Source organism: Cupriavidus sp. SK-3, from assembly GCF_000611145.1.
In the GTDB taxonomy this organism is placed as follows: domain Bacteria; phylum Pseudomonadota; class Gammaproteobacteria; order Burkholderiales; family Burkholderiaceae; genus Cupriavidus.
Window position 1 is genome coordinate 8,015 of sequence record NZ_JFJV02000295.1, and the last position, 22,358, is coordinate 30,372.

Annotated in this window: 19 protein-coding genes; 11 read left to right on the forward strand and 8 right to left on the reverse strand. The window is 65.5% G+C overall.

The window, feature by feature from the left end; translation table 11 throughout:
* Positions 1–24 precede the first annotated feature (24 nt).
* Together CF70_RS32860 and CF70_RS32865 are read left to right on the forward strand one after the other, a co-directional pair.
* Positions 25–879 carry a 3-hydroxybutyryl-CoA dehydrogenase gene (locus tag CF70_RS32860; RefSeq protein WP_035875766.1) on the forward strand — a complete coding sequence of 285 codons (855 nt, stop codon included), beginning with the start codon at positions 25–27 and terminating at the stop codon, positions 877–879.
* Between the two features lie 455 nt (positions 880–1,334).
* The gene (locus CF70_RS32865) at positions 1,335–2,879 is read left to right on the forward strand and encodes a methyl-accepting chemotaxis protein (RefSeq protein WP_035875769.1); all 1,545 of its coding nucleotides are present in this window, start codon (positions 1,335–1,337) and stop codon (positions 2,877–2,879) included.
* Between the two features lie 58 nt (positions 2,880–2,937).
* Here the strand turns inward: CF70_RS32865 and CF70_RS32870 are convergent, their stop codons facing one another.
* The gene (locus tag CF70_RS32870) at positions 2,938–3,606 is read right to left on the reverse strand and encodes a Crp/Fnr family transcriptional regulator (RefSeq protein ID WP_035875771.1); all 669 of its coding nucleotides are present in this window, start codon (positions 3,604–3,606) and stop codon (positions 2,938–2,940) included.
* A 237-nt stretch (positions 3,607–3,843) separates the two neighbouring features.
* Here CF70_RS32870 and CF70_RS32875 point away from each other — a divergent pair, with 237 nt between their 5' ends.
* The 7 genes from CF70_RS32875 (at position 3,844) to CF70_RS32905 (ending at position 12,478) form a co-directional block, all read left to right on the forward strand.
* A complete protein-coding gene (locus tag CF70_RS32875) occupies positions 3,844–5,814 on the forward strand; it encodes an AMP-dependent synthetase/ligase (RefSeq protein ID WP_035875773.1) in 1,971 nt (656 codons plus the stop codon).
* Positions 5,815–5,828: 14 nt separating this feature from the next.
* Entirely contained in the window at positions 5,829–6,740 is a 912-nt protein-coding gene (locus CF70_RS32880) for an ABC transporter ATP-binding protein (RefSeq protein ID WP_035875775.1), read from the forward strand.
* Between the two features lie 36 nt (positions 6,741–6,776).
* Entirely contained in the window at positions 6,777–7,691 is a 915-nt protein-coding gene (locus CF70_RS32885; RefSeq protein WP_035875777.1) for a branched-chain amino acid ABC transporter permease, read from the forward strand.
* Positions 7,692–7,717: 26 nt separating this feature from the next.
* Entirely contained in the window at positions 7,718–8,794 is a 1,077-nt protein-coding gene (locus CF70_RS32890) for a branched-chain amino acid ABC transporter permease (protein WP_035875779.1), read from the forward strand.
* 96 nt (positions 8,795–8,890) lie between these two features.
* Positions 8,891–10,225: an ABC transporter substrate-binding protein gene (locus CF70_RS32895; protein ID WP_035875781.1), complete on the forward strand. Its 1,335-nt coding sequence runs from the start codon at positions 8,891–8,893 to the stop codon at positions 10,223–10,225.
* Between the two features lie 90 nt (positions 10,226–10,315).
* The gene (locus tag CF70_RS32900; protein WP_035875783.1) at positions 10,316–11,131 is read left to right on the forward strand and encodes an ABC transporter ATP-binding protein; all 816 of its coding nucleotides are present in this window, start codon (positions 10,316–10,318) and stop codon (positions 11,129–11,131) included.
* A 96-nt stretch (positions 11,132–11,227) separates the two neighbouring features.
* Positions 11,228–12,478, forward strand: coding sequence for a phenylacetate--CoA ligase family protein (locus tag CF70_RS32905; protein WP_035875786.1), 1,251 nt, complete (start codon positions 11,228–11,230; stop codon positions 12,476–12,478).
* Here CF70_RS32905 and CF70_RS32910 read toward each other — a convergent pair.
* The 7 genes from CF70_RS32910 to CF70_RS32940 all read right to left on the reverse strand — a co-directional run bounded on the left by CF70_RS32910 (position 12,469) and on the right by CF70_RS32940 (position 18,563).
* Positions 12,469–12,906 carry a YbaN family protein gene (locus CF70_RS32910; protein ID WP_035875787.1) on the reverse strand — a complete coding sequence of 146 codons (438 nt, stop codon included), beginning with the start codon at positions 12,904–12,906 and terminating at the stop codon, positions 12,469–12,471. The genes CF70_RS32905 and CF70_RS32910 overlap by 10 nt on opposite strands.
* A 37-nt stretch (positions 12,907–12,943) precedes the next feature.
* Entirely contained in the window at positions 12,944–13,921 is a 978-nt protein-coding gene (locus CF70_RS32915) for an NAD(P)H-dependent flavin oxidoreductase (RefSeq protein WP_035875789.1), read from the reverse strand.
* 496 nt (positions 13,922–14,417) lie between these two features.
* Positions 14,418–15,611 (reverse strand): class I SAM-dependent rRNA methyltransferase, encoded by a 1,194-nt coding sequence (locus tag CF70_RS32920; protein ID WP_035875791.1) that lies wholly within the window; start codon positions 15,609–15,611, stop codon positions 14,418–14,420.
* A gap of 287 nt (positions 15,612–15,898) precedes the next feature.
* Positions 15,899–16,204, reverse strand: coding sequence for a YbeD family protein (locus tag CF70_RS32925; RefSeq protein ID WP_035875793.1), 306 nt, complete (start codon positions 16,202–16,204; stop codon positions 15,899–15,901).
* A gap of 16 nt (positions 16,205–16,220) precedes the next feature.
* Positions 16,221–17,429, reverse strand: a complete 1,209-nt coding sequence (locus tag CF70_RS32930; protein ID WP_035875795.1) for a D-alanyl-D-alanine carboxypeptidase family protein — start codon at positions 17,427–17,429, stop codon at positions 16,221–16,223.
* Between the two features lie 71 nt (positions 17,430–17,500).
* Positions 17,501–18,145 (reverse strand): alpha/beta hydrolase, encoded by a 645-nt coding sequence (locus CF70_RS32935; protein WP_035875797.1) that lies wholly within the window; start codon positions 18,143–18,145, stop codon positions 17,501–17,503.
* 97 nt (positions 18,146–18,242) lie between these two features.
* On the reverse strand, positions 18,243–18,563 hold the full coding sequence (locus CF70_RS32940) for a (2Fe-2S) ferredoxin domain-containing protein (protein WP_035875798.1): 321 nt from the start codon (positions 18,561–18,563) through the stop codon (positions 18,243–18,245).
* Positions 18,564–18,988: 425 nt separating this feature from the next.
* On the opposite strand from CF70_RS32940, the gene CF70_RS32945 reads away from it, so the two are divergent.
* Together CF70_RS32945 and CF70_RS32950 are read left to right on the forward strand one after the other, a co-directional pair.
* Complete coding sequence (locus CF70_RS32945; RefSeq protein ID WP_035875813.1) at positions 18,989–20,290, forward strand: dicarboxylate/amino acid:cation symporter; 1,302 nt, start codon at positions 18,989–18,991, stop codon at positions 20,288–20,290.
* Positions 20,291–20,372: 82 nt separating this feature from the next.
* A complete protein-coding gene (locus tag CF70_RS32950) occupies positions 20,373–22,358 on the forward strand; it encodes a sensor histidine kinase (protein WP_035875814.1) in 1,986 nt (661 codons plus the stop codon).

Consider the following 22,358-nt stretch of genomic DNA (forward strand, 5'->3'; position numbering starts at 1 on the left):
GCAACCAGCAACAAGGAAGAGAAGATGGGAATCAGGACAGTTGGCATCGTAGGCGCGGGCACCATGGGTAACGGCATCGCGCAAGCATGCGCGGTAGTGGGCCTGGACGTGGTGATGGTGGACATTAGCGACGCAGCGGTGAACAAGGGCATCGCCACCGTTGCGGGCAGCCTGGACCGCCTGATCAAGAAGGACAAGATCAGCGAAGCCGACAAGGAAGCCGCACTGGCGCGCATCAAGGGCTCGACCGCCTATGAATCGCTCAAGGCCACCGACATCGTGATCGAAGCCGCCACCGAGAACTTCGACCTCAAGGTCAAGATCCTCAAGCAGATCGACAGCATTGTCGGCGACGACGTGATCGTGGCATCCAACACTTCGTCGATCTCGATCACCAAGCTGGCGGCGGTCACGACCCGGCCGGGCAACTTCATCGGCATGCACTTCTTCAATCCGGTGCCGATGATGGCGCTGGTGGAACTGATCCGCGGCCTGCAGACCAGCGATGCCACGCATGCGCTGGTGGAAGAACTCTCCAAGGCACTGGGCAAGTACCCGATCACCGTGAAGAACAACCCGGGCTTTGTGGTGAACCGGATTCTCTGCCCGATGATCAATGAAGCATTCTGCGTGCTGGGTGAAGGCCTGGCGTCGCCGGAAGAGATCGACGAAGGCATGAAGCTGGGCTGCAATCACCCGATCGGCCCGCTGGCGCTGGCCGACATGATCGGCCTGGATACGATGCTGGCGGTGATGGAGGTGCTGTACACCGAATTTGCCGACCCGAAATACCGTCCGGCCATGCTGATGCGCGAAATGGTGGCAGCGGGCTATCTCGGCCGCAAGACGGGCCGCGGTGTGTACGTCTACAGCAAGTAATGTTGAAGCAGTAAGAGATGGAAAGTCCCCCTTCCCCCGGGGCGGGGGAAGCTGAGAAAGCTGGCAACGGAGCGATCCGTCGCCAGCTTTTTTTTCGTTTGCGGAACGCCCCTGCCTGCCGGTTCTCCAGCATGTCGTGATCAATGGACCATGCCCCTTCCGGTTCCTGGCGATTTGCTGTCTGCTTGAATTTTCAAATAAGAATCGATATCAACAGGCATTAAATAGAACGATCGTATTAAAAAATATTGTCAAGCCTCTGGCGGCGATAAAGCCGATTAACACTGAGTGAAATCAATTTCGATCCAACTGAAACCGGGTGAATGTCTTCATTTTTCCCTAATCGCTAAAGCTTTGTATAGACATTTCCGTAAACGCTGAAATGCACTACGCGCCGCCGCAGTCGTGGCACTGCCTGTGCGTCGCGTGCTTTGGAAAACCGATGGGGAATTTTTATGCGCAACAACCAACCCGTCTCGCAGCGCGAATACGAACTGCCTGAGAATGCGACGCTGATGTCGACCACCGACACCAGCAGTCGCATTGCCTATGCCAACGCGGCCTTCGTCGATGTCAGTGGCTTCACGCGCGAGGAAATCCAGGGGCAGCCCCACAATATCGTGCGGCACCCGGATATGCCGGCCGAGGCGTTCGCCGACATGTGGACCACGCTCAAGGGCGGCGAGCCCTGGACGGCGCTGGTCAAGAACCGGCGCAAGGACGGCGACCACTACTGGGTACGCGCCAACGCCATGCCGCTGGTGCGCAACGGCAAGCCGGTGGGGTACATGTCGGTGCGCACCCGGCCATCGCGCGAGGAGATTGACGCCGCCGCCCGGCTCTACCAGGACTTTCGCGAGGGCAGTGCGGGTCAGCGGCGTTTCCATAAGGGCCTGATCATTCAGGGCGGCTGGAAGCGGTGGGCGTCGGCCTTCAAGACCATGCCGGTGCGCTGGCGCATCCGCGGCGCCCTGGCGACCTTGCTGCCGGCCTTGGTCATCGGCGCGGCGGCGCTTGGCATGCGCGGGATGCCGCTGGCCGGCCTGGGCGGCATCGCTGCCGCCATGCTGCTGCTGGTCTCCGGCTGGCTGGAGGCGCAGATCTCGCGGCCGCTGGAGCGGGTCATGGCACAGGCCCTGCGCGTCGCGTCAGGCGAAAGCCAGCAGGTCGAGCATATGGACCGCGTGGACGAGATCGGCATGACCCTGCGCACGATCAGCCAGCTTGGCCTGATGTTCCGCTGGCTGATCGACGACGTGAGCGAGCAGGTGCTGAACGTGCAAGGCGCAAGCAGCGAGATCGCGCAGGGCAACAGCGACCTGAGTCGGCGCACCGAGCAGGCGGCATCCAACGTACAGGATACGGCGTCGTCGATGACGCAGATGACGGCCACGGTCAAGAGCAATGCCGAGACCGCGGCCCAGGCAAACGAGCTGTCCGGCTCCGCCAGCAACGAGGCGGCCAAGGGCGGCAAGGCGATGTCGCAGGTGGTGGCCACCATGGAGGAAATCAGCAGCAGCTCGAAACGGATCGCCGACATCATCAGCGTGATCGACGGCATCGCCTTCCAGACCAATATCCTTGCGCTGAATGCCGCGGTGGAAGCCGCGCGGGCGGGAGAACAGGGCAGGGGCTTCGCGGTGGTGGCCGGTGAGGTACGCGGGCTCGCGCAGCGCAGCGCCAGCGCGGCCAAGGAGATCAAGGCGCTGATCGGCGCCAGCGTGGAAAAGGTCGACTCGGGGGCGCAACTGGTCAATGACGCCGGCCAGACCATGGACAACATCGTGGCCCAGGTCAGGCGCGTCTCCGACCTGATCGCCGGGATCAGCCTGGCTACGTCCGAGCAGAGCGCGGGCATCAGCCAGGTTGGCGATGCCATCGGCGACCTCGACCGTATCACCCAGCAGAACGCGGCGCTGGTGGAGCAGAGCGCGGCCGCCGCACAGAGCCTGAAACAGCAGGCCAACCGGCTGGTAGAGGCGGTCGGCGTATTCCGTTGATTGCGCGACAAACCGCATCGGGCCACGGCGCAAGGTGGCCGCGAGGGGCGCGGCGGTCCTACTCGCCGTACTGCCGCAGCCCTTCCAGGTCCAATACCTCGATCACGCCATAGTCGACCTTCACCAGTCCCTGCTGCTCCAGCACCTTGAGCGCCTGGTTGGCCCGCTGCCGCGATATGCCCGCCAGCAGGCCGATTTCTTCCTGCGAAATCTCCAGCGTGGTCCCCAGGCCAGGGTACAGGTGCTCGTTGAACAGCGACGACACCGCGCGCGCCACCCGCGAATCGATATCGAGCAGCCGTTCATATTCCACGGCGGCAATGAACTGACCCAGCCGCTCGTTGAACTGCGTCAGCAGGAACCGCGTGAATGGCAGGCTGGTATCCAGCAACCACTGAAAAGTCTCGCGCGGAAGAAAGGCAATCCGCGAGCGCCGCAGCGCCATTACATCGTATTTGCGGATCTCGGCCTTGAGCACGGCGCCTTCGCCGAACCAGCCGCCGGTAGGCACACCGGTGAATGTCACCGACTTGCCGGAAGGCGACACCGTAGTGATCTTGACGATTCCTTCCAGCACCCCCAGCCAGTGCTCGGCCTTGTCACCCTTGTGACAGACGTAGTCGCCCTGGCTATATTCGCGCACGCACATGGCGCGGCGGACCACGTCGCGTTGTTCCGGACTGAGGTCGGCTGCCCACACGCAGCGGTCGACAAAATCGTTGAGCATGAGCTGGAAAACCTTCCCGTAGGGATTAACCCGGAATTGTCATCGGCGTGACAACCGGGGGAAATGGCATGCACTATCTTACGATCACACCAACCGCGAGTGCGCGCCAGGACAAGGCACGACGGACTTGTTGCGTTGCGGCGGAAACCGCGCCGGGCAAAACAGGCCAAGTATAACCAGCGGAAGCAGGCTTGACACCGGTGGCGGATCCCCGCCCCGGAGGGACAGGAGACAGCGATGCAGGAACCGTCGGCGACGACCTTCCCGCGCCTGCTGCTTGCGCATGCGCAGCAGCGGCCGGAAAGCCCGGCTTACCGCGAGAAGGATCTCGGAATCTGGCAAACCTATAGTTGGGCGCAGACAGCGCAGGAGGTTCGTGCGCTGGCGTGCGGGCTGGCCGCGCTGGGCTTTGCGCGCGGCATGAACCTGGCGGTGGTCGGCGACAACCGGCCGCGCCTGTACTGGGCCATGTGCGCGGCGCAGGCACTGGGCGGTGTGCCCGTGCCGCTGTACCAGGACGCGATCGCGGGCGAGATGATCTACGTGCTCAACGATGCCGAGATCGATTTTGCCATCGTCGAGGACCAGGAGCAGGTGGACAAGTTGCTCGAAGTGGAGGAGCAACTCGCCGCGCAGGGCCGCAAGGTGCGGCACATCATCTATGAAGACCCGCGCGGGCTGCGCGACTACGATCATCCGGCGCTGATGTCGTACCAGCGCGTGCAGGAAATCGGCCGTGAATTCGATCGCGCCAATCCGGGCCTGTTTGATCAGGCCGTTGCCGCGGGCGCGCCCGACGACACCGCCATCATCCTCTATACCTCCGGCACCACCGGCAAGCCCAAGGGCGTGTGCCATTCGCACAGCGGCCTGATCGGCTCGGCGCGCAACGGCTGCGCTTTCGACGGCCTGACCGCGAAGGACGATGTGCTGTCCTACCTGCCGATGGCGTGGGTCGGCGACAACCTGTTCTCCTACGCGCAGGCCATGACGGCGGGCTTTACGGTGAATTGCCCGGAATCGCGCGAGACGGTGATGACCGATCTGCGCGAGATCGGTCCCACCTATTACTTCGCGCCGCCGCGCATCTATGAAAACCTGCTCACGCAGGTGATGATCCGCATGGAAGACGCGGGCTGGATCAAGCGCAAGCTGTTCCACTGGGCGATGGGTGTGGCGCGCCGCTGCGGCACCGACATCCTCGACGGGAAGCCGGTGGCGCTGGCCGACCGGCTGCGCTACGCCGCGGGCGAAGCGCTGATCTTCGGGCCGCTGCGCAATGTGCTGGGCATGAGCCGCATCCGCGTGGGCTACACGGCGGGCGAAGCGATCGGGCCGGACCTGTTCCGCTTCTATCGTTCGATCGGCGTCAATCTCAAGCAGTTCTACGGCCAGACCGAAACCTGCGCCTATGTCTGCCTGCAGCCGGACGGCAACGTCAAGTTCGATTCGGTGGGGCCGGCCGCGCCGGGCATGGAGATCCGCATTGCCGACAACGGCGAGGTGCTGGTGCGTGGCGTGGGGCTGCTGAAGGCTTACTACAAGCGCGACGATGCCACCCGTGAGGCGCTCAACGACGATGGTTACTTCATGACCGGCGACGCGGGCGTGATCGATGCCGACGGCCATCTCAAGATCATCGATCGCGCCAAGGATGTGGGCAAGTTGTCGGACGGCGCCATGTTCGCACCCAAGTACATCGAGAACAAGCTCAAGTTCTTCCAGTACATCAAGGAAGCGGTGGCGTTCGGCACTGGCCGCGACAGCGTGTGCGCTTTCATCAATATCGATTTCGAAGCGGTCGGCAACTGGGCCGAGCGGCGCCACCTGGCGTACGCGGGCTACATCGATCTTGCCGCGCAGCCGGAAGTGATCGCCATGATCGCCGAGTGCGTCGAGCAGGTGAATGCCGATCTCGCCACCGATGCCATGCTGGCCGGGTCGCAGATCTCGCGTTTCCTGATCCTGCACAAAGAGCTGGATCCGGACGATGACGAGCTCACGCGGACCCGCAAGGTGCGGCGTGGCTTCATCGCCGAGAAGTACGGCGTGCTGGTCGAGGCGCTGTACGCCGGCAAGACGGAGCAGTTTATCGAGACGCGCGTGAAGTTCGAGGATGGCCGCGAGGGCAGTGTATCGGCCACGCTGAAGCTGGTTGACGTGAAGCGCTTCCCGCCGGCCTCCGCCGGCGCGGCACGCGCGGCATGAGCAGGGGCGGGAGGATGACGCAAATGGCATGGAAAGGCGTGGAGCGCGGCGGCGATGGCCAGCCGGTGTGGAGCGGCGCGTCCGCGGTGGCGGGAGCCACGGCGGAGCTGCAAGGCGGTGTGCAGGCCGAGCATGCGCAGGCGCAGGCGCGGCAGGCCGGCGAGGTGATACTCGACCTGCAGCATATCTCGCTGTCCTTCGGTGGCGTGAAGGCGCTGACCGATATCTCCTTCGATGTGCGCGAGCATGAGATCCGCGCCATCATCGGACCCAACGGCGCGGGCAAGAGCTCGATGCTCAATGTGATCAACGGGGTCTATCACCCGCAGCAGGGCCGCATCGTGTTCCGCGGCGAGGAACGGCGCAAGATGCATCCCACCGCCGCGGCCCGGCAGGGCATCGCGCGCACCTTCCAGAACATCGCGCTGTTCAAGGGCATGACCGTGCTCGACAACATCATGACGGGGCGCAATACCCGGTTCCGCAGCGGCCTGCTGGCCAATGCGCTGTGGTGGGGCCCCGCGCGCAACGAGGAAATGCGCCACCGCCAGAAGGTCGAAGAGGTGATCGACTTCCTTGAAATCCAGGCCATCCGCAAGACGCCGGTGGGACGCCTGCCCTACGGTTTGCAAAAGCGTGTGGAGCTGGCGCGCGCGCTGGCGGCCGAGCCCTCCATGCTGCTGCTCGACGAGCCGATGGCAGGCATGAACGTGGAGGAGAAGCAGGACATGTGCCGCTTCATCCTGGACGTGAACCACCAGTTCGGCACCACCATCGTGCTGATCGAACACGATATGGGCGTGGTGATGGATATCTCCGACCGTGTGGTGGTGCTCGACTACGGCAAGAAGATCGGCGACGGCACGCCGGAGGCGGTAAAGGCCAACCCGGACGTGATCCGCGCCTACCTCGGCGCCGGTCACTGACACAGACGCAATGCACGGAACGATACAAGGATAACCATGACGTTCTTCTTTGAAATCCTGATCGGCGGCCTGTTGTCGGGATTGATGTACTCGCTGGTGGCGCTGGGCTTCGTGCTGATCTACAAGGCCTCGGGCGTATTCAACTTCGCGCAGGGCGCGATGGTCTACTTCGCCGCGCTGGCGGTGGTCGGGCTGATGGACAAGGGCCTGCCGATGTGGGCGGCGGTGATCGGCGCGTTCGGCGTGATGGTGGTGGTGGGCATCAGCACCGAACGCCTGGTGTTGCGCAAGCTGGTCAACCAGCCGCCGATCACGCTGTTCATGGCGACCATCGGGCTGTCCTTCTTCCTCGAAGGACTGGGGCCGCTGCTGTTCGGCAATGAAGTCCGCCCGATCAACCTCGGCATCGTCGACGAGCCGATCGAATCCATCCTGACGCGCTTCAATATCGTGGTCTCCAAGTTCGACCTGGCGGCGGCGGGCATCGCCGGCCTGCTGGTGGGCACGCTGGCGCTGTTCTTCCAGTACACCAAGGTGGGCCGCGCGCTGCGCGCCGTGGCTGACGATCACCAGGCCGCGTTGTCGCTGGGGATTCCGCTGCAGCATATCTGGGCCATCGTGTGGGGCGTGGCGGGCTTTGTCGCGCTGGTGGCCGGCATGCTGTGGGGCTCGCGCAATGGCGTGCAGTTCGCGCTGACGCTGACGGCGCTCAAGGCGCTGCCGGTACTGATCCTCGGCGGCTTTACCTCGGTGCCGGGCGCCATCGTCGGCGGCCTGATCATCGGTGCCTCGGAGAAGCTCGCCGAGATCTACATCCCGCCCGTATTCCAGTCCGCCTTCGGGGGCAACTTCGGTGGCATCGAGGGCTGGTTCCCGTACGTGTTTGCGCTGTTGTTCCTGCTGGTGCGGCCCGAAGGGCTGTTCGGTGAGAAACATATCGATCGTGTCTGACCGGCCTTTGCCCCAGGAGACAACCCATGTTCTACCGTGAATCCGGCCAGTTCAAGACCAGCTACCTGGCGGACAGCCAGATCTTCCCCATCCGCCAGGACCGCATCGGCTTTGCGGTGCTGATGGCGGTGGCCTTTATCGCGATTCCCCTGACCGGTTCGGAATACTGGTTCTCGGCCATCCTGATCCCGTTCCTGATCTTCGCGCTGGCCGCGCTCGGGCTGAATATCCTGACCGGCTACGCGGGACAGCTCTCGCTCGGCACGGCGGCCTTCATGGCCGTGGGCGCCTATGCCGCCTACAACTTCCAGCTGCGCATCGAAGGGCTGCCGGTGCTGCTGACCTTCATCCTCGCGGGATTGTCGGCGGCGCTGGTGGGTGTCGCCTTCGGGCTGCCGTCGCTGCGCATCAAGGGCTTCTACCTGGCGGTGGCGACGCTTGCCGCGCAGTTCTTTGTGGTATGGGCGCTGACCAAGTTTCCCTGGTTCTCCAACAACAGTTCCTCCGGCGTGATCACCGCGCAGCAGCTGAACCTGTTCGGCATCGCCATCGACACCCCGGTGAAGAAGTATCTGTTCGTGCTGATGCTGGTGACGGTGCTGGCCATCGCCGCCAAGAACATGGTGCGCTCGTCCACCGGGCGCGCATGGATGTCGGTGCGCGACATGGACGTGGCGGCCGAGGTGATCGGCATTCCGCTGATGCGCACCAAGCTGCTGGCTTTCGCCGTCAGCTCGTTCTACTGCGGCGTGGCCGGCGCGCTCTATGCGTTCTGCTACCTGGGCTCGGTCGAGCCCGACGGCTTCTCACTCGACCTGTCCTTCCGTGTGCTGTTCATGATCATCATCGGAGGCGTGGGCAGCATCCTCGGCTCTTTCCTGGGCGCGGCCTTTATCCTGCTGCTGCCGATCTTCCTGGACAACGCGCTGCCGCCGCTGGCCGCGCTGCTGCACCTGCCTTTTACCAATGCCGCGGTGTCGCATATCCAGCTGATGGTGTTCGGCGCGCTGATCATCTTCTTCCTGGTGGTGGAGCCGCACGGTCTCGCGCGGCTGTGGCAGATCGCCAAGGAGAAGCTGCGGCTGTGGCCATTCCCCCACTAAGTACCAACGCACTGACGCTTTGACGTTTTCCAGGCCGGATCAAGCAAACGGGTATTCCATAACAAACACACACCTGCCAAGGTGAAGGAGACAGTCATGACCATCCTGATTCGCAATCTGCAGCGCATCGCCCTGGCGGTGGGGGCGTCCGCGGCGCTGCTGGCGCCGCTGGCGGTGCAGGCGCAGAGCGTCGAGCAGTTCGTCGCGCTGCCCAGCTATCGCGTCGGCCCTTATGGCGCCAACGGACAGTCCTTTTACGGGGGCTTCGTCGACTACCTGAACTACGTCAACCTCAAGGAAGGTGGCGTGGGTGGCATCAAGCTCTCGTGGGAGGAGTGCGAGACGGAGTACAACAACGCCAAGGGCGTGGAGTGCTACGAGCGGCTCAAGAGCAAGAGCGCTGCCAGCAAGGGCACCGCGTATCACACCATGTCGACCGGTATCTCCTACGCACTGGTGGACAAGACCGCGGCCGACAAGGTGCCGCTGGTGATGATGGGCTATGGCCGCACCGATGCGGTCGACGGCTCGGTGTTCCCCTACGCCTTCCCGCTGGTCACCACCTACCAGATGCAGGTCTCTGCCATCGTCAAGTACCTGGCCTCCAAGAGCGGCGGCTCACTGGCGGGCAAGAAGATCGTCTACCTGTATCACGACTCGGCCTATGGCAAGGAGCCGATCGTGGCGCTGGAGGCCGAAGCCAAGCTCGGCAAGTTCAACCTCGTCGAGATCCCGGTGGCGCACCCCGGCAACGAGCAGGGCGCGCAGTGGCTGAAGATCCGCCAGGAGAATCCCGACTACGTGATCTTCTGGGGTTGGGGCGTGATGAACCAGACCGCGCTCAAGGCCGCGCAGAAGGTGGGCTTCGCACGCGACAAGATGGTCGGCTCCTGGTGGGCCGGCTCCGAGGAAGACACCTTGCCCGCCGGTGACGCCGCCAAGGGCTATATGAGCGCGACCTGGAACGTGGCCGGCAAGGGCGTGCCGGTGATCGCCGATATCGACAAGGTGGTCTACGGCGCCGGCAAGGGCAATATGCAGGACCGCAACAAGGTCGGCTCGGTGCTCTACAACCGCGGCGTGTCCGCCGCGGTGGTGACGGTGGAAGCGATCCGCGTGGCGCAGGCCAAGTATGGCAAGGCCAAGGTCATGAGCGGCGACGACATGCGCTGGGCCTTCGAGAACCTGAACCTGACCAACGCGCGGCTTGCCCAACTGGGCGCGACCGGCCTGCTGCCGGAGATCAAGACCAGCTGCGACAACCACGAGGGTTCGGGCAAGGTGAAGATCCAGCAGTGGGATGGCACCAAGTGGGTGGTGGTGTCGGACTGGATCGAAGGCAACAAGAACCTGATCCATCCGCTGTTCAAGGCGAGTGCCGCGCAGTTCGCGAAAGAGAAGGGCATTTCGCCCACGTGCATGAAGTCTTGAGCGGGCGCCGCGAGGCGTTTGTTGTTGACTCCGCTCCCCCGCGCACGGGGGAGCGGGGATGAAGCCAGGAACCACCAACCGAGCCGCATCATGAGCCTGTTGTCCGTCAACAATATCGAAGTCATCTACGACCACGTCATCCTGGTGCTCAAGGGCGTTTCGCTCGACGTGCCGGAAGGGCGGATCGTGGCGCTGCTGGGCGCCAACGGCGCGGGCAAGACCACCACGCTCAAGGCCATCTCCAACCTGCTGCATGCCGAGCGCGGCGACGTCACCAAGGGCTCGATCGAATATCGCGGCAACCGGGTCGACCGGCTCACGCCCAACGAGCTGGTCAAGCGCGGCGTGATCCAGGTGATGGAGGGGCGGCATTGTTTTGCCCACCTGACGCTGGAAGAGAACCTGCTGACCGGCGCCTATACGCGCGGCCTGTCGCGCAGCGAGACACGCGATGCGCTGGAACGCATCTACGATTACTTCCCCCGCCTGAAGACGCGCCGCAAATCGCAGGCGGGCTACACCTCCGGCGGCGAGCAGCAGATGTGCGCGATCGGCCGGGCCATGATGGCCAAGCCCAGCATGATCCTGCTCGACGAGCCGTCGATGGGCCTGGCGCCGCAGATCGTCGAGGAGATCTTCGAGATCGTGCGCGACCTCAACCAGCGGGAGAAGGTCAGCTTCCTGCTGGCCGAGCAGAACACCATGGTGGCGCTGCGCTATGCCGACTACGGCTACATCCTGGAGAACGGCCGCGTGGTGATGGACGGCGCGGCCGAGGCGCTGCGGACCAATGAGGATGTGAAGGAGTTCTACCTGGGCGTGGCGGCGAACGATGGAGAGGGCGGCGGGCGGAGTTCTTTCCGCGACGTGAAAAGCTATCGCCGCCGCAAGCGCTGGCTGGCCTGAGAAGGGCACTCGGTCTTAAACACAACGCCGACCGGTGAGCGCTGCCTCACGCGGTTCATCACGCGACTACTACGCGAACTACGCGAATTACGCACCATGTCCGAACACTTCGATTCGCTCGAAACCCGTGCCCCTGAAGTCCGCTCGCAGGCCTTGCTGGCGGCCTTGTCGCGGCAGGTCACGCATGCCAAGGCGCATGCCCCCTATTTTGCCGAGGTCTTGCGCGATGTGGATCCGCGCGCGCTGGATTCCCGCGCGGCGCTGGCGGCACTGCCGGTGACGCGCAAGTCCGAGCTGACGGCGCGGCAGAAGGCGATGCCGCCGCTGGGTGGGCTCAATGCGACCCCGCTGGGGGGCTTGCGGCATATCTTCCAGTCGCCGGGGCCGATCCATGAGCCGGAGGGGCACGACGCCGACTGGTGGCGCATCGCGCGCGCCATGTTCGCGGCGGGCTTCCGTGCGGGCGATCTGGTCTACAACACCTTCTCCTATCACTTCACGCCGGCCGGCATGATGATGGAAACCGGTGCCCATCGCCTGGGTTGCTGCGTGTTTCCCGCCGGCGTGGGGCAGACCGAATCGCAGGTGCAGGCGCTGGCCAGCCTGCAGCCGGCGGCCTACGCGGGCACGCCTTCGTTTCTCAAGCTGCTGCTGGAGAAGGGCGACGAACTCGGCCTGCCTTGCCGCAGCCTGGGCAAGGCGCTGGTGTCCGGCGAGGCGCTGCCGCCCTCGCTGCGCGCGTGGTTCGGCGAGCGCGGCATCCGGGTGCAGCAGATGTATGGCAGCGCCGATGTGGGCCTGATTGCCTATGAGACCCAGGGCGGCGATGGCTGGGTGGTGGACGAGAACGTGCTGGTCGAGATCGTCGAGCCGGGCGGCACGCAGCCGATGCCGGAGGGTGAGACCGGCGAGGTGGTGGTGACCGTGCTCGGCAATGGCGACTATCCGCTGATCCGCTTCGGCACGGGCGACCTGTCGGCGTTCGTGGCCGGTTCGGGCGAGCGCGCCAGCCCGTGCGGGCGAACCAACCTGCGGCTGAAGGGCTGGCTCGGCCGCGCCGACCAGACCACCAAGGTCAAGGGCATGTTCGTGCATCCCGGCCAGGTGGGCGAGGTGGTGCGGCGCCATCCAGAGGTGCGCGCGGCGCGCCTGGTGGTGACGGGCAGCGTTGGCGCCGATGTGATGACCCTGCATTGCGATGCCACGCGCGACGATGCGAGCCTGGGGCAGGCCATCGGCGAATCGCTGCGGGAAGTCATGCGCCTGCGTGGCGAAGTGCGCTTCGTGGCGACGGGTTCGCTGCCGCAGGATGGCAAGGTGATCGAGGACGCGCGCAGCTACGACTGAGCGCGATCGCCGCTTCGCTCGGGCGGCGCGGCGTGGCCGCCCGGCGGGCGCGTCGGCAGCCACAGCAGCCACGCGGTGACGCCCGCCGCGGTGGCAACCAGCGCCAGCGACGCCAGCGGGCGCTCGCGCATCAGCCACGCAGTGATGCCCATCGACGGCCACATCATGCCGATGGCCAGGCACTTGGCACGCAGCGGCACGCTGCGGTATGTCTGCCAGTCATGCACCAGAGGACCAAAGCGCGGGTGCGCCAGCAGCCGCGCATGAAAGCGCTCGGAGCCGCGCGCAAAGCAGGCGGCCGCCAGCAGCACGAAGGGCGTGGTGGGCAGCACCGGCAGGAAGATGCCGGCAATGCCAAGCAGCAGGCTGAGCACGCCAAGCACCACCCATAGCGCGCGCAGCGCCCGCTGCCTGCGGCTGCGGATCATGCTGGCGCTGCGGCGGCGCCGGGCGGGAGCAATGCGCTCAGACCGCCAGCCCCAGGCGGGCGCGGGCCTCGTTGTACTCGGCCTTCATGCGCGCCACGATTTCGCCGGCGGTGGGGATATCGTGGATCTGGCCCACGCCCTGGCCGGCGCCCCACACGTCCTTCCATGCCTTGGCCTTGGAGGCGCCGCTGGAGAAGTCCATCTTGGTCTTGTCGGCCACGGGAAGGTTCTCGGGATCCAGCCCCGACGCCTCGATGCTCTCGCGGATGTAGTTGCCGTGCACGCCGGTGAACAGGTTGGTGTAGATGATGTCGGCCGCGGCGGAGGTGGTGATCGACTGCTTGTAGGTCTCGCTGGCGTGGGCTTCCTGCGAGGCGATGAAGCGGGTGCCCACATAGGCGAAGTCCGCCCCCATGGCCTGCGCGGCCAGCACGGATTCGCCGTTGGCGATCGAGCCCGACAGCGCGATCACGCCGTCGAAAATCTTGCGCACTTCGCCCACCAGCGCGAACGGCGACAGCGTGCCGGCATGCCCGCCGGCGCCGGCCGCTACCAGGATCAGGCCGTCCACGCCGGCCTCGATCGCCTTCTCGGCGTGGCGGATGCTGATGACGTCGTGCAGCACGATGCCGCCATAGCTGTGCACCGCGTCGATCATCTCCTTGGGCGGCGCGCGCAGCGAGGTGATGAAGATCGGCACCTTGTGGTCCACGCACACCTTGATGTCGTGCTCCAGCCGCGCGTTCGAGGCGTGCACGATCTGGTTGACCGCGATCGGTCCCACCGGCTTGTCCGGATTGGCGGCGCGGAAGCTGGCGAGTTCTTCTTCCATCTGCGTGAGCCACTCTCCCAGCATCTCGGCCGGGCGCGCGTTCAGCGCGGGGAAGGACCCGACGATGCCGGCCTTGCACTGCGCCAGCACCAGCTCGGGGTAGCTGACGATGAACATCGGCGAGGAAATCACGGGCAGCGCCAGGTTTTGCAGGACCTGGGGCAGTTGTTTGGCGGCGGGCATGGCGTCTCCTGGACCACGTACGGGCGCCGGTGGCGCCCTGGATATGAACGATCGTTCGATTATAGGGAGTTTCGGCTTGCGGGCGTTAGAAGGGGCAATCTACGCCGGGGTGATCGCTCTCTCTTCACCATAGACGACCGGTGGCATTGGCGAAGCCGGGCGGCCTGGCAATGGCGGCACTGGACGCAGCCACCTGGCGGAAGGACATGGCGTGCCCTGCCATGTCCTTCCGTTGACGGCGCATCGCTTCGTCGCGGACAAACGGCCGGAGAAAAAAAAGCCCCGCTACGCCGCGGGGCCAACTACCACGAAGACTGATAGGAAGAGGCGGAAGGGCACCTGCCAATGCCGCGTCCGCACACCGGACTATAGATGGCGTTTGTGACGAACCAAAGACGCTCGCGTGAAGTCGGGATGACCGTTGCACGCGCCTTGGCCTGCACATGAAAAACGGCGCACTCGGGCGCCGTTCATCCTTGGCCGAGGCGCCCGGATTTCAGATCTTTTCCAGCAGGAGGCCCTTGAGATACTCGCCTTCGGGGAAGGCGGCCAGCATCGGGTGATCGGTGCCGGCCGAGAGGCGGCGCAGGATGCGCGCGTCGGCACGGGCGTCGGTAGCCGCGCCAGCCACGATCTTCTGGAACAGCTCCATGCTGATCGCGCCCGAGCACGAATAGGTGAACAGCAGGCCGCCCGGACGCAGCAACTGCAGGCCGACCAGGTTGATTTCCTTGTAGGCGCGCGCGGCGCGGTCGATGTGCTGGGCGGAGGGCGCGAACTTGGGCGGGTCCAGCACCACCAGGTCGAACTGTCGGCCTTCGGCGCGGAACTGGCGCAGCGACTTGAATACATCGGCATCGAGCCAGGTAGCGCGCTCGGGGTCGAAGCCATTCAGGGTGACGTTGCCAGCGGCGGTCTTGAGTGCTTCGCCGGAGGAGTCGATCGAGGTCACCGCGGTGGCGCCGCCACGCAGCGCCGCCAGCGAGAAGCCGCCGGTGTAGCAGAAGCAGTTGAGCACTTCGCGGCCGTTGGCGAGGTCGCCCACCAGCTTGCGGTTGTCGCGCTGGTCGACATAGAAGCCGGTCTTGTGGCCGCTGCGCACGTCCACGTAGTAGCGCACGCCGTGTTCGGTCACGCTGAGTTCGGGATCGGGTTCGGCGCCGGCCAGCACACCCGTCACCAGCGGCAGGCCTTCGCGTTCGCGCACGGCGGCGTCGGAGCGCTCGTACACATTGGGGCAGCCGGTTTCCTTGACCAGCGCCTGCACCAGCGCATCCTTCCACGCTTCGACCCCGGCGGCGTTGAACTGGCACACCAGCTGGCCGTTCGCGCCGCTGCCGTAGTAATCGACGATCAGTCCAGGCAGGCGGTCGGCCTCACCGAACACCAGGCGCACCGCGTCGCTGTCCCTGACCCACTGCTTGCGATGGGCGACGGCGGCGGAGACGCGCCGCTTGAACATGGCGTGATCGACCGGCTCGCTTTCGTCGAAGCTCCACACCCGCACGCGAATCTGGGAGCTGGGGCTGTAGGCCCCGCGCGCCAGGAAGCGGCCGTCGGCGGCGCGCACGATCACGGTGCTGCCGGATTCACAACGGCCTTCGATGGTGTCCACGCCGGTGGCATAGACCCAGGGGTGGCGGCGCAGCAGGGATTTTTCCTTGCCGGGCTTGAGGGTGATGGTGTTCATGAGTCTTTGTTTTGGACGCCAGACGAAGCCGGGCAGATAGGCCAGCCCGGTCCGAAGTGCCTGATTGTTGTTACTCCCTCTCCCCTCAGGGGGAGAGGGGCGGGGAGAGGGGCAGCTTAGCCAGGAGCCACAACGAGCGGAGCCAGTGTTTTTGTCCGGCACGGCAGCACTGGATACACCCGCCCTCTCCCCCGGCTTGCTCTCCCGCCACGCGGGAGAGGCGAGCCACGCAGTGCATGGCGGGAGGATTGCGGCAAGCTGGCCGGCCCGCTACACCGCCCAACCGCTTAGAGCACTACCTTCACCATCGGGTGGGAAGTCAGCGCGCGGTACAGGTCGTCGAGCTGTTCGCGGCTGGTGACCCATACCGTGACGGTCAGGCCGAGGTAGTTGCCCTTGCTCGAAGGACGCATTTCCATCTTGCCGGCGTGGAAGTCGGGATCGAAGTCCTGCACCAGCGTCACGATGGCTTCGGCGAAGCCATCCTGCATGCTACCCATCACCTTGATGGGGAAATGGCTGGGATACTCGATCAGCGACTCGCGCGGCGGGATGTTGCCCGGCTTGCCCTGGTCGGAATTGTCGTTGCTCATTTCAAGGCCCTCCAGCTTACTTGCGCTTGAACCACAGGCGGATGGTATCCCACAGGCGGCCGAAGAAGCCTGCCTCGGGCACGTCTTCCAGCGCCACTACCGGGAATTCGGCCACCTTGGTGGCGCCGTCCATCAGCTTGACCGTGCCGACCTGCTGGCCGGCCGCGATCGGGGCCAGCAGCAGTTCCTGGCGTTCCAGCACCGGCTTGATGCGGCCGCCCGTGCCCTTGGGCACGGTGATGTACGTCTCGTCCTTGACGCCGATCTTGACGGTGGATTCCTTGCCCTTGTAGATCTCCGGCGTGGCCAGCACCTGCCCGCGGTCGTACAGGCGCAGGGTGTCGAAGAACTGGAAGCCGTAATTGAGGATCTTCAGGCTTTCCTGCGTGCGGACCGCTTCGGTGGTGGTGCCGATCACGATCGAGACCAGGCGGCGCGAACCGTTCGGCACATTGGCCAGCGGACGCTTGGCCGAGGAGATCAGGCAGTAGCCGGCCGACTTGGTGTGGCCCGTCTTGACGCCGTCCACGGTCGGGTCGATGTAGAGCAGGCGGTTGCGGTTGGGCTGGCGGATCTTGTTGTAGGTGAACTCCTTCTGCGAGTACATGCTGTAGTACTCGGGGAAGTCCTTGATGATGCGCGTGGTCAGCGTGGCCAGATCCATGGCCGTGGTGTAGTGGTTCGGGTCGGGGATGCCGTCGGTGTTGGTGAAGTGGGTGTTCTTCATCCCCAGTTGCTGGGCTTCGCGATTCATCATCGCCACGAAGCCTTCCTCCGAGCCGCCGACCGCTTCGGCCAGCGCCAGCGCGGCGTCGTTGCCCGACTGCACGATCAGGCCCAGCAGCAGGTCGCGCACGCTCACCGGCTTGTTGGGCTCCAGGAACATGCGCGATTCGTCGCTCTTGACCTTCAGGACCAGCGTGGTCGGCACCACGGTCTGGTCGATCGTGAGGCGCTTTTCCTTGATAGCGGCAAACGCCAGGTAGGCGGTCATCAGCTTGGTCAGCGAGGCCGGCTCGATGCGCGCGTCGGCGTTCTGCGAAGCCAGGGCCTGGCCGCTGGTGACGTCGTACAGCATCCAGGACTTGGCTGCGACCTGCGGCATCGGCACGCCCTGGGCGCGCACGGGCGCCGCGGCAAGTACCGTGGCCGCGCCGACGATGGCGGCGGTGACGATGGCGGACGTGTTGGCGGACGCGAAAAGCGGCGTGGCTCTATTCAACATGTTTCAGTTTCCGACAAAAAAAGGGGCGGGGAATGCATCCGGTGACATGGCGGGGCGGCGCGCCGCTCCCGTCACTGGTCCCACGCATTGACGACGAGCTGCTTGATCAGGTGCAGCTTGCGATGAAAGAAGTGGTCGGCGCCGGGGATCACGATCACCGGCAGTTCCTGCGGGCGGGCCCAGTCGAACACGCTTGCCAGCGGTACGGTGTCATCCTGCTCGCCGTGTATGACGATGGTGTCGGCCGGCACCGTGGCCACCTCCCAGCGGCTGGCGGCGGTCCCCACCATGACCAGGCGCTGCGCCGGCGTGCCGGCCTCGGCCAGGCGCCGGGCCACATGGCTTGCCACGAAGCTGCCGAAGGAGAAGCCGCCCAGCGCCAGCGGCAGCGTGGCGGCCTCCGGCGACCACGCGGTCTGGGTGCGCATCCAGGCAATCACCGCCAGCAGGTCGTCCTGCTCGCCAACGCCGTTGTCATGGCTGCCCGCAGTGCCGCCGACGCCACGGAAATTCGGCCGCACGGTGGCGTATCCCAGCTGCACGAAACTGCGCGCCAGCGTTTGCGCCACCTTGTTGTCCTTGGTGCCACCAAACAGCGGATGCGGATGGGCCACCAGCGCGAGGCCGCGCGGGGCGCCGGCCTGGGGCAGGTCGACCGAAATGTCGATGGCGCCGGCTGGGCCGGCAACGGTAAGTACCTGGGTATGCGCGTTCATGGAAACAGGAAGCGGGTGACTGGCTAAAGCGCGGCTGCGCCCGGGGTTCAGCGGCTTATCGGTTCAGCGTGTATCTACGTATCTGCGTGGCCGCCGGTCAGCGATCAAGCATCAGGCGTTCGACCGGCTTGCCGCCCACCAGATGGCTGTCGATGATTTCGTCGATGTCCTGCTCGTCGACGAAGGTGTACCAGACGGCCTCGGGATAGACCACCAGCACCGGCCCGAGTTCACAGCGGTTCAGGCAGCCAGCCTTGTTGATGCGCACCCGCCCTTCGCCGCCGCTGATGCCGAGCGCCTTGCAGCGCTTCTTGGCGTATTCCTGCATGGCCTTCGCATTGTGGTCGGCGCAGCAGGCGCCGCCATCCTCGCGCTGGTTGAGGCAGAAGAAAACATGGTGCTCGTAGTAGCTGCTCATGCGTGGTGGGCGTTCGGCGGCTTGCGGCACCGCAAGGCAAAGGTGCCCCGGGCGCGCGCCGGCCGCTAGGGAATGGGTGGAAGGGCTGAATTATACGGTGTGAAGCGGGGCGGTTCGACGCTTTGGGCCCCGGCTTCGATGCCGCGGGCGCGATGCTGCCGGCAGGGGTGGCGTAGCGCGCACCCGCGCGGCCGGGATCGTCCGGATCCCCGGACGCGCATTTTCCGGATTTCCGGAAAGCCGGAGTGAACGCGCGGCCGCTTTGCCAGCTTCCTTTTGAAATCAGGGACTTGGCGCGGCCTGGCGGGCTGGCACGGCGGTTGCGATTAGTAAGGCAGACGCGTTCCATTTGCAGGGCGCGCGAACCTGCCCCCCCCCCCGGGGGGGGGNNNGGCGGCGGGCACGGTCAAAATACCGAGGACGACATCATGAGGAAACCCTTCTACAAGATCCTGTACGTGCAGGTGCTATTCGCCATCGCGGTGGGCATCGTGCTCGGGCACTTCTGGCCCGCTACGGGCATTGCAATGAAGCCGCTGGGCGACGGCTTCATCAAGCTGATCAAGATGATCATCGGGCCGATCATCTTCTGTACCGTGGTGTCCGGCATCGCCGGCATGCGCGACATGAAGAAGGTGGGCCGCGTGGGCGGCAAGGCGCTGCTGTACTTCGAGGTGATCTCCACCTTCGCGCTGCTGATCGGCCTGCTGTCCGCGCACATACTGAAGCCGGGCGTCGGATTCAACATCGATCCGGCCACGCTCGACACCAAGGCGATCTCGCAATACGTGACGCAAGCGCACGGCCAGAGCACGGTCGAGTTCTTCATGCACATCATCCCGGACACGATGGTCAGCGCGTTCGCCAACGGCGACATCCTGCAGATCCTGCTGATTTCGCTGTTCTTCGGCTCGGCGCTGGCGGCGATGGGCGACCGCTCGAAGATCGTGTTCGACTTCGTCGAACAGGTATCCAAGGTGTTCTTCCACATCGTGCATGTGATCACCAAGGTGGCGCCGCTCGGCGCGTTCGGCGCGATGGCCTTCACCATCGGCAAGTACGGCCTTGGTTCGCTGGTGCCGCTGCTCAAGCTGATCGGCACCTTCTACTTCACCGCGATCGTCTTCGTGGTGGTGGTGCTGGGTACGGTGGCGCGCCTGACGGGTTTCAACATCTTCCGCTTCATCTCCTACATCAAGGAAGAACTGCTGATCGTACTGGGCACCAGCTCGTCGGAAGCCGCGCTGCCACACCTGATGGAAAAGCTGGAAAACCTGGGCTGCTCCAAATCGGTGGTGGGGCTGGTGGTGCCCACGGGTTACTCCTTCAACCTGGATGGCACCAACATCTACATGACCATGGCGGTGCTCTTTATCGCCCAGGCCACCGGCATCGAGCTCACGCTGCTGCAGCAGCTCACCGTCCTGGGCGTGGCGATGATCACCTCAAAGGGCGCCAGCGGCGTGACCGGCTCCGGCTTCATCACGCTGGCCGCCACGCTGGCGGTGGTGCCGGATATTCCGGTGGCGGGCATGGTGCTGATCCTGGGCATCGACCGCTTCATGAGCGAATGCCGCGCGCTGACCAATATCATTGGCAACGGTGTGGCGACGGTGGTCATGTCGGCGTGGGAGCATGAACTTGACCGCGTGCAGCTTGACCGCGCGCTACGCCGTGGCGGCGATGAAACGGCCGAACTTGCCGAAGCCGGCCCCGGCGTCCGCTGAGGTCCGGGCCTCCGGGGCGGCGGCGCCAGCCGGCGCCGCCCGCCAGCGGGTATCATCGGCGCGTGTCCCTTCGCATGCGCCGATGCCACATTCCGACGATTTCCTCGCCGTGCATGATCCCGCTTCCGCCCGCCTGGTGCATGCGCCGGGCGATGGCGGCGGAAGCTGGCGAGGCTTTGCCGCGGCGCTGGCCATCGGCCTGCTGGCGCTGTGCTCGCTGACCTGGCTGGTTTCGGTGCAGCGCGGCATCGATGCCCTGCAACAGACCACGGCGACCCGCGCCGACCGCTACGCGTCCACGCTGGAAAGCACGCTCGACCGCTACGAGTTTCTTCCCGCGCTGGTCTCGCTCCATCCTTTCGTTCACGACCTGCTGGCCGCACCCGGCGATCCCGCGCGGGTGGCGGCGGCCAACCGCTACCTGTCCGACGTCAATCGCCGCGCGCGCGCCTCGGCCACCTATGTGATCGCCGCCAACGGCCTGGCGCTGGCCGCCAGCAACCATGACCAGCCGGGCAGTTTCGTCGGCACGGACTACCGCTTCCGCCCCTATTTCCAGATCGCCTCGCGCGGGGAGGTCGGGCGCTTCTACGCCATCGGCATCACCAGCGACGAACCCGGCTATTACATCGCCCAGCCCGTGAAGGTGGGCAGCCGGGTGGTGGGCGTGACCGTGGTCAAGCTCAACCTGGAGTGGTTCCAGCGCGCGGGCGCCGGCGGCGCCGAGCCGGTGATGGTGAGCGACGACCACGGCGTGGTTTTTCTTTCATCGGTTCCGGCCTGGCAATACCGCACGCTGCGGCCGCTGCCGCCCGAGTTGCAGTCGGAGCTGGACCGCACGCGCCAGTACCACGACCAGGCGGTCAAGCCGCTGCCGCTGGAGGCGCTGCAATCGCCGGTCACGCGCTGGCTCGGCCATACGGTGCTGGGCGAGGGCGCGCGGCTGGTGCGCATCGGCACAGGCGGCAGCGCCGAGCGCTACCTCGAGATCAGCCGCAAGGTGGGTCCGGCCGACTGGACCATGCAGGTGATGGCCTCGCTGGACCCGGTGCTGGCGAGCGCGCGCAATGCCACCGTGGGCGCGGCGCTGGCCTATGCCTGCATGTGCCTGCTGCTGTTCAACTGGCGCCAGCGCCGCCAGCGCGCGCGCGACATCGAATACGGCAGGCGCTTGCTCGAAGCCGCTTACGACGAACTCGAGCGGCGCGTGGAGGCGCGCACGGCTGACCTGATGGCCATCAACGAGCAACTGGAAGCCGAAGTGGCCGAGCGCACGCGCGCCGAGGGCGAACTGCGCGCGGCACAGGACGAACTGGTGCAGGCCAGCAAGTTGGCGGCGCTGGGCCAGATGGCGGCGGGCATTACCCATGAGCTGAACCAGCCGCTGGCGGCCCTGCGCACCTTTTCCGACAACACCCGCGTGCTGCTGGAGCGCGGCAAGCTCGATGCGGTGACCGACAACCTGGCCGCCATTGCCGATCTCACGGCACGCATGGGCAAGATCACCGGGCAGCTCAAGCTGTTCGCCGGCAAGGCGCGCCAGCGCCGCCACGCGGTGCATGTGCGCGCCGCGCTGGATCACGTGCTGGCGCTGATGGCGCCGCGGCTCGCCCACGTCACGCTAAGGGTGGAGGGCTTGTCGCAGCCGCCCGGGCCTGCGGTGTGGGCCGACGAGCTCAAGCTTGAGCAAGTGCTGCTCAACCTCATCGGCAACGCGCTGGATGCGCTGGCCACCGCTGCGCCGGACGCGCCATGCGTGGAAGTGGCGGTCAGCGAGCACGGCGACACCGTCAGCATCGCGGTGCGCGACAACGGCACCGGCATTCCCGCCGACGTGTTGCCCAGGCTGTTCGAGCCCTTCTTCACCACCAAGGAAATCGGCCAGGGCCTCGGCCTTGGACTGGCCATTTCGACCTCCATCGTGCGCGAGTTCGGCGGCCAGCTGAGCGCGGCCAGCCGGCCGGATGGCGGCGCCGAATTCGTGGTGGTGCTGCGGCGCGCACCTGCGCCCGATGGCGGTGCGCCCCGCGCCGCGCCAAGATCCACCTCTCCCACCCATACTGAGTGA

Bases quoted from the DNA above. Each gene is read 5' to 3' on its own strand.
- CF70_RS32870 (WP_035875771.1), bottom strand. From the start codon at position 3,606: ATGCTCAACGATTTTGTCGACCGCTGCGTGTGGGCAGCCGACCTCAGT.
- CF70_RS32940 (WP_035875798.1), bottom strand. From the start codon at position 18,563: ATGAGCAGCTACTACGAGCACCATGTTTTCTTCTGCCTCAACCAGCGC.
- CF70_RS32915 (WP_035875789.1), bottom strand. From the start codon at position 13,921: ATGCCCGCCGCCAAACAACTGCCCCAGGTCCTGCAAAACCTGGCGCTG.
- CF70_RS32885 (WP_035875777.1), top strand. From the start codon at position 6,777: ATGACGTTCTTCTTTGAAATCCTGATCGGCGGCCTGTTGTCGGGATTG.
- CF70_RS32880 (WP_035875775.1), top strand. From the start codon at position 5,829: ATGACGCAAATGGCATGGAAAGGCGTGGAGCGCGGCGGCGATGGCCAG.
- CF70_RS32920 (WP_035875791.1), bottom strand. From the start codon at position 15,611: ATGAACACCATCACCCTCAAGCCCGGCAAGGAAAAATCCCTGCTGCGC.
- CF70_RS32900 (WP_035875783.1), top strand. From the start codon at position 10,316: ATGAGCCTGTTGTCCGTCAACAATATCGAAGTCATCTACGACCACGTC.
- CF70_RS32860 (WP_035875766.1), top strand. From the start codon at position 25: ATGGGAATCAGGACAGTTGGCATCGTAGGCGCGGGCACCATGGGTAAC.
- CF70_RS32925 (WP_035875793.1), bottom strand. From the start codon at position 16,204: ATGAGCAACGACAATTCCGACCAGGGCAAGCCGGGCAACATCCCGCCG.
- CF70_RS32890 (WP_035875779.1), top strand. From the start codon at position 7,718: ATGTTCTACCGTGAATCCGGCCAGTTCAAGACCAGCTACCTGGCGGAC.
- CF70_RS32895 (WP_035875781.1), top strand. From the start codon at position 8,891: ATGACCATCCTGATTCGCAATCTGCAGCGCATCGCCCTGGCGGTGGGG.
- CF70_RS32950 (WP_035875814.1), top strand. From the start codon at position 20,373: ATGCCACATTCCGACGATTTCCTCGCCGTGCATGATCCCGCTTCCGCC.
- CF70_RS32875 (WP_035875773.1), top strand. From the start codon at position 3,844: ATGCAGGAACCGTCGGCGACGACCTTCCCGCGCCTGCTGCTTGCGCAT.
- CF70_RS32910 (WP_035875787.1), bottom strand. From the start codon at position 12,906: ATGATCCGCAGCCGCAGGCAGCGGGCGCTGCGCGCGCTATGGGTGGTG.
- CF70_RS32930 (WP_035875795.1), bottom strand. From the start codon at position 17,429: ATGTTGAATAGAGCCACGCCGCTTTTCGCGTCCGCCAACACGTCCGCC.
- CF70_RS32905 (WP_035875786.1), top strand. From the start codon at position 11,228: ATGTCCGAACACTTCGATTCGCTCGAAACCCGTGCCCCTGAAGTCCGC.
- CF70_RS32935 (WP_035875797.1), bottom strand. From the start codon at position 18,145: ATGAACGCGCATACCCAGGTACTTACCGTTGCCGGCCCAGCCGGCGCC.
- CF70_RS32865 (WP_035875769.1), top strand. From the start codon at position 1,335: ATGCGCAACAACCAACCCGTCTCGCAGCGCGAATACGAACTGCCTGAG.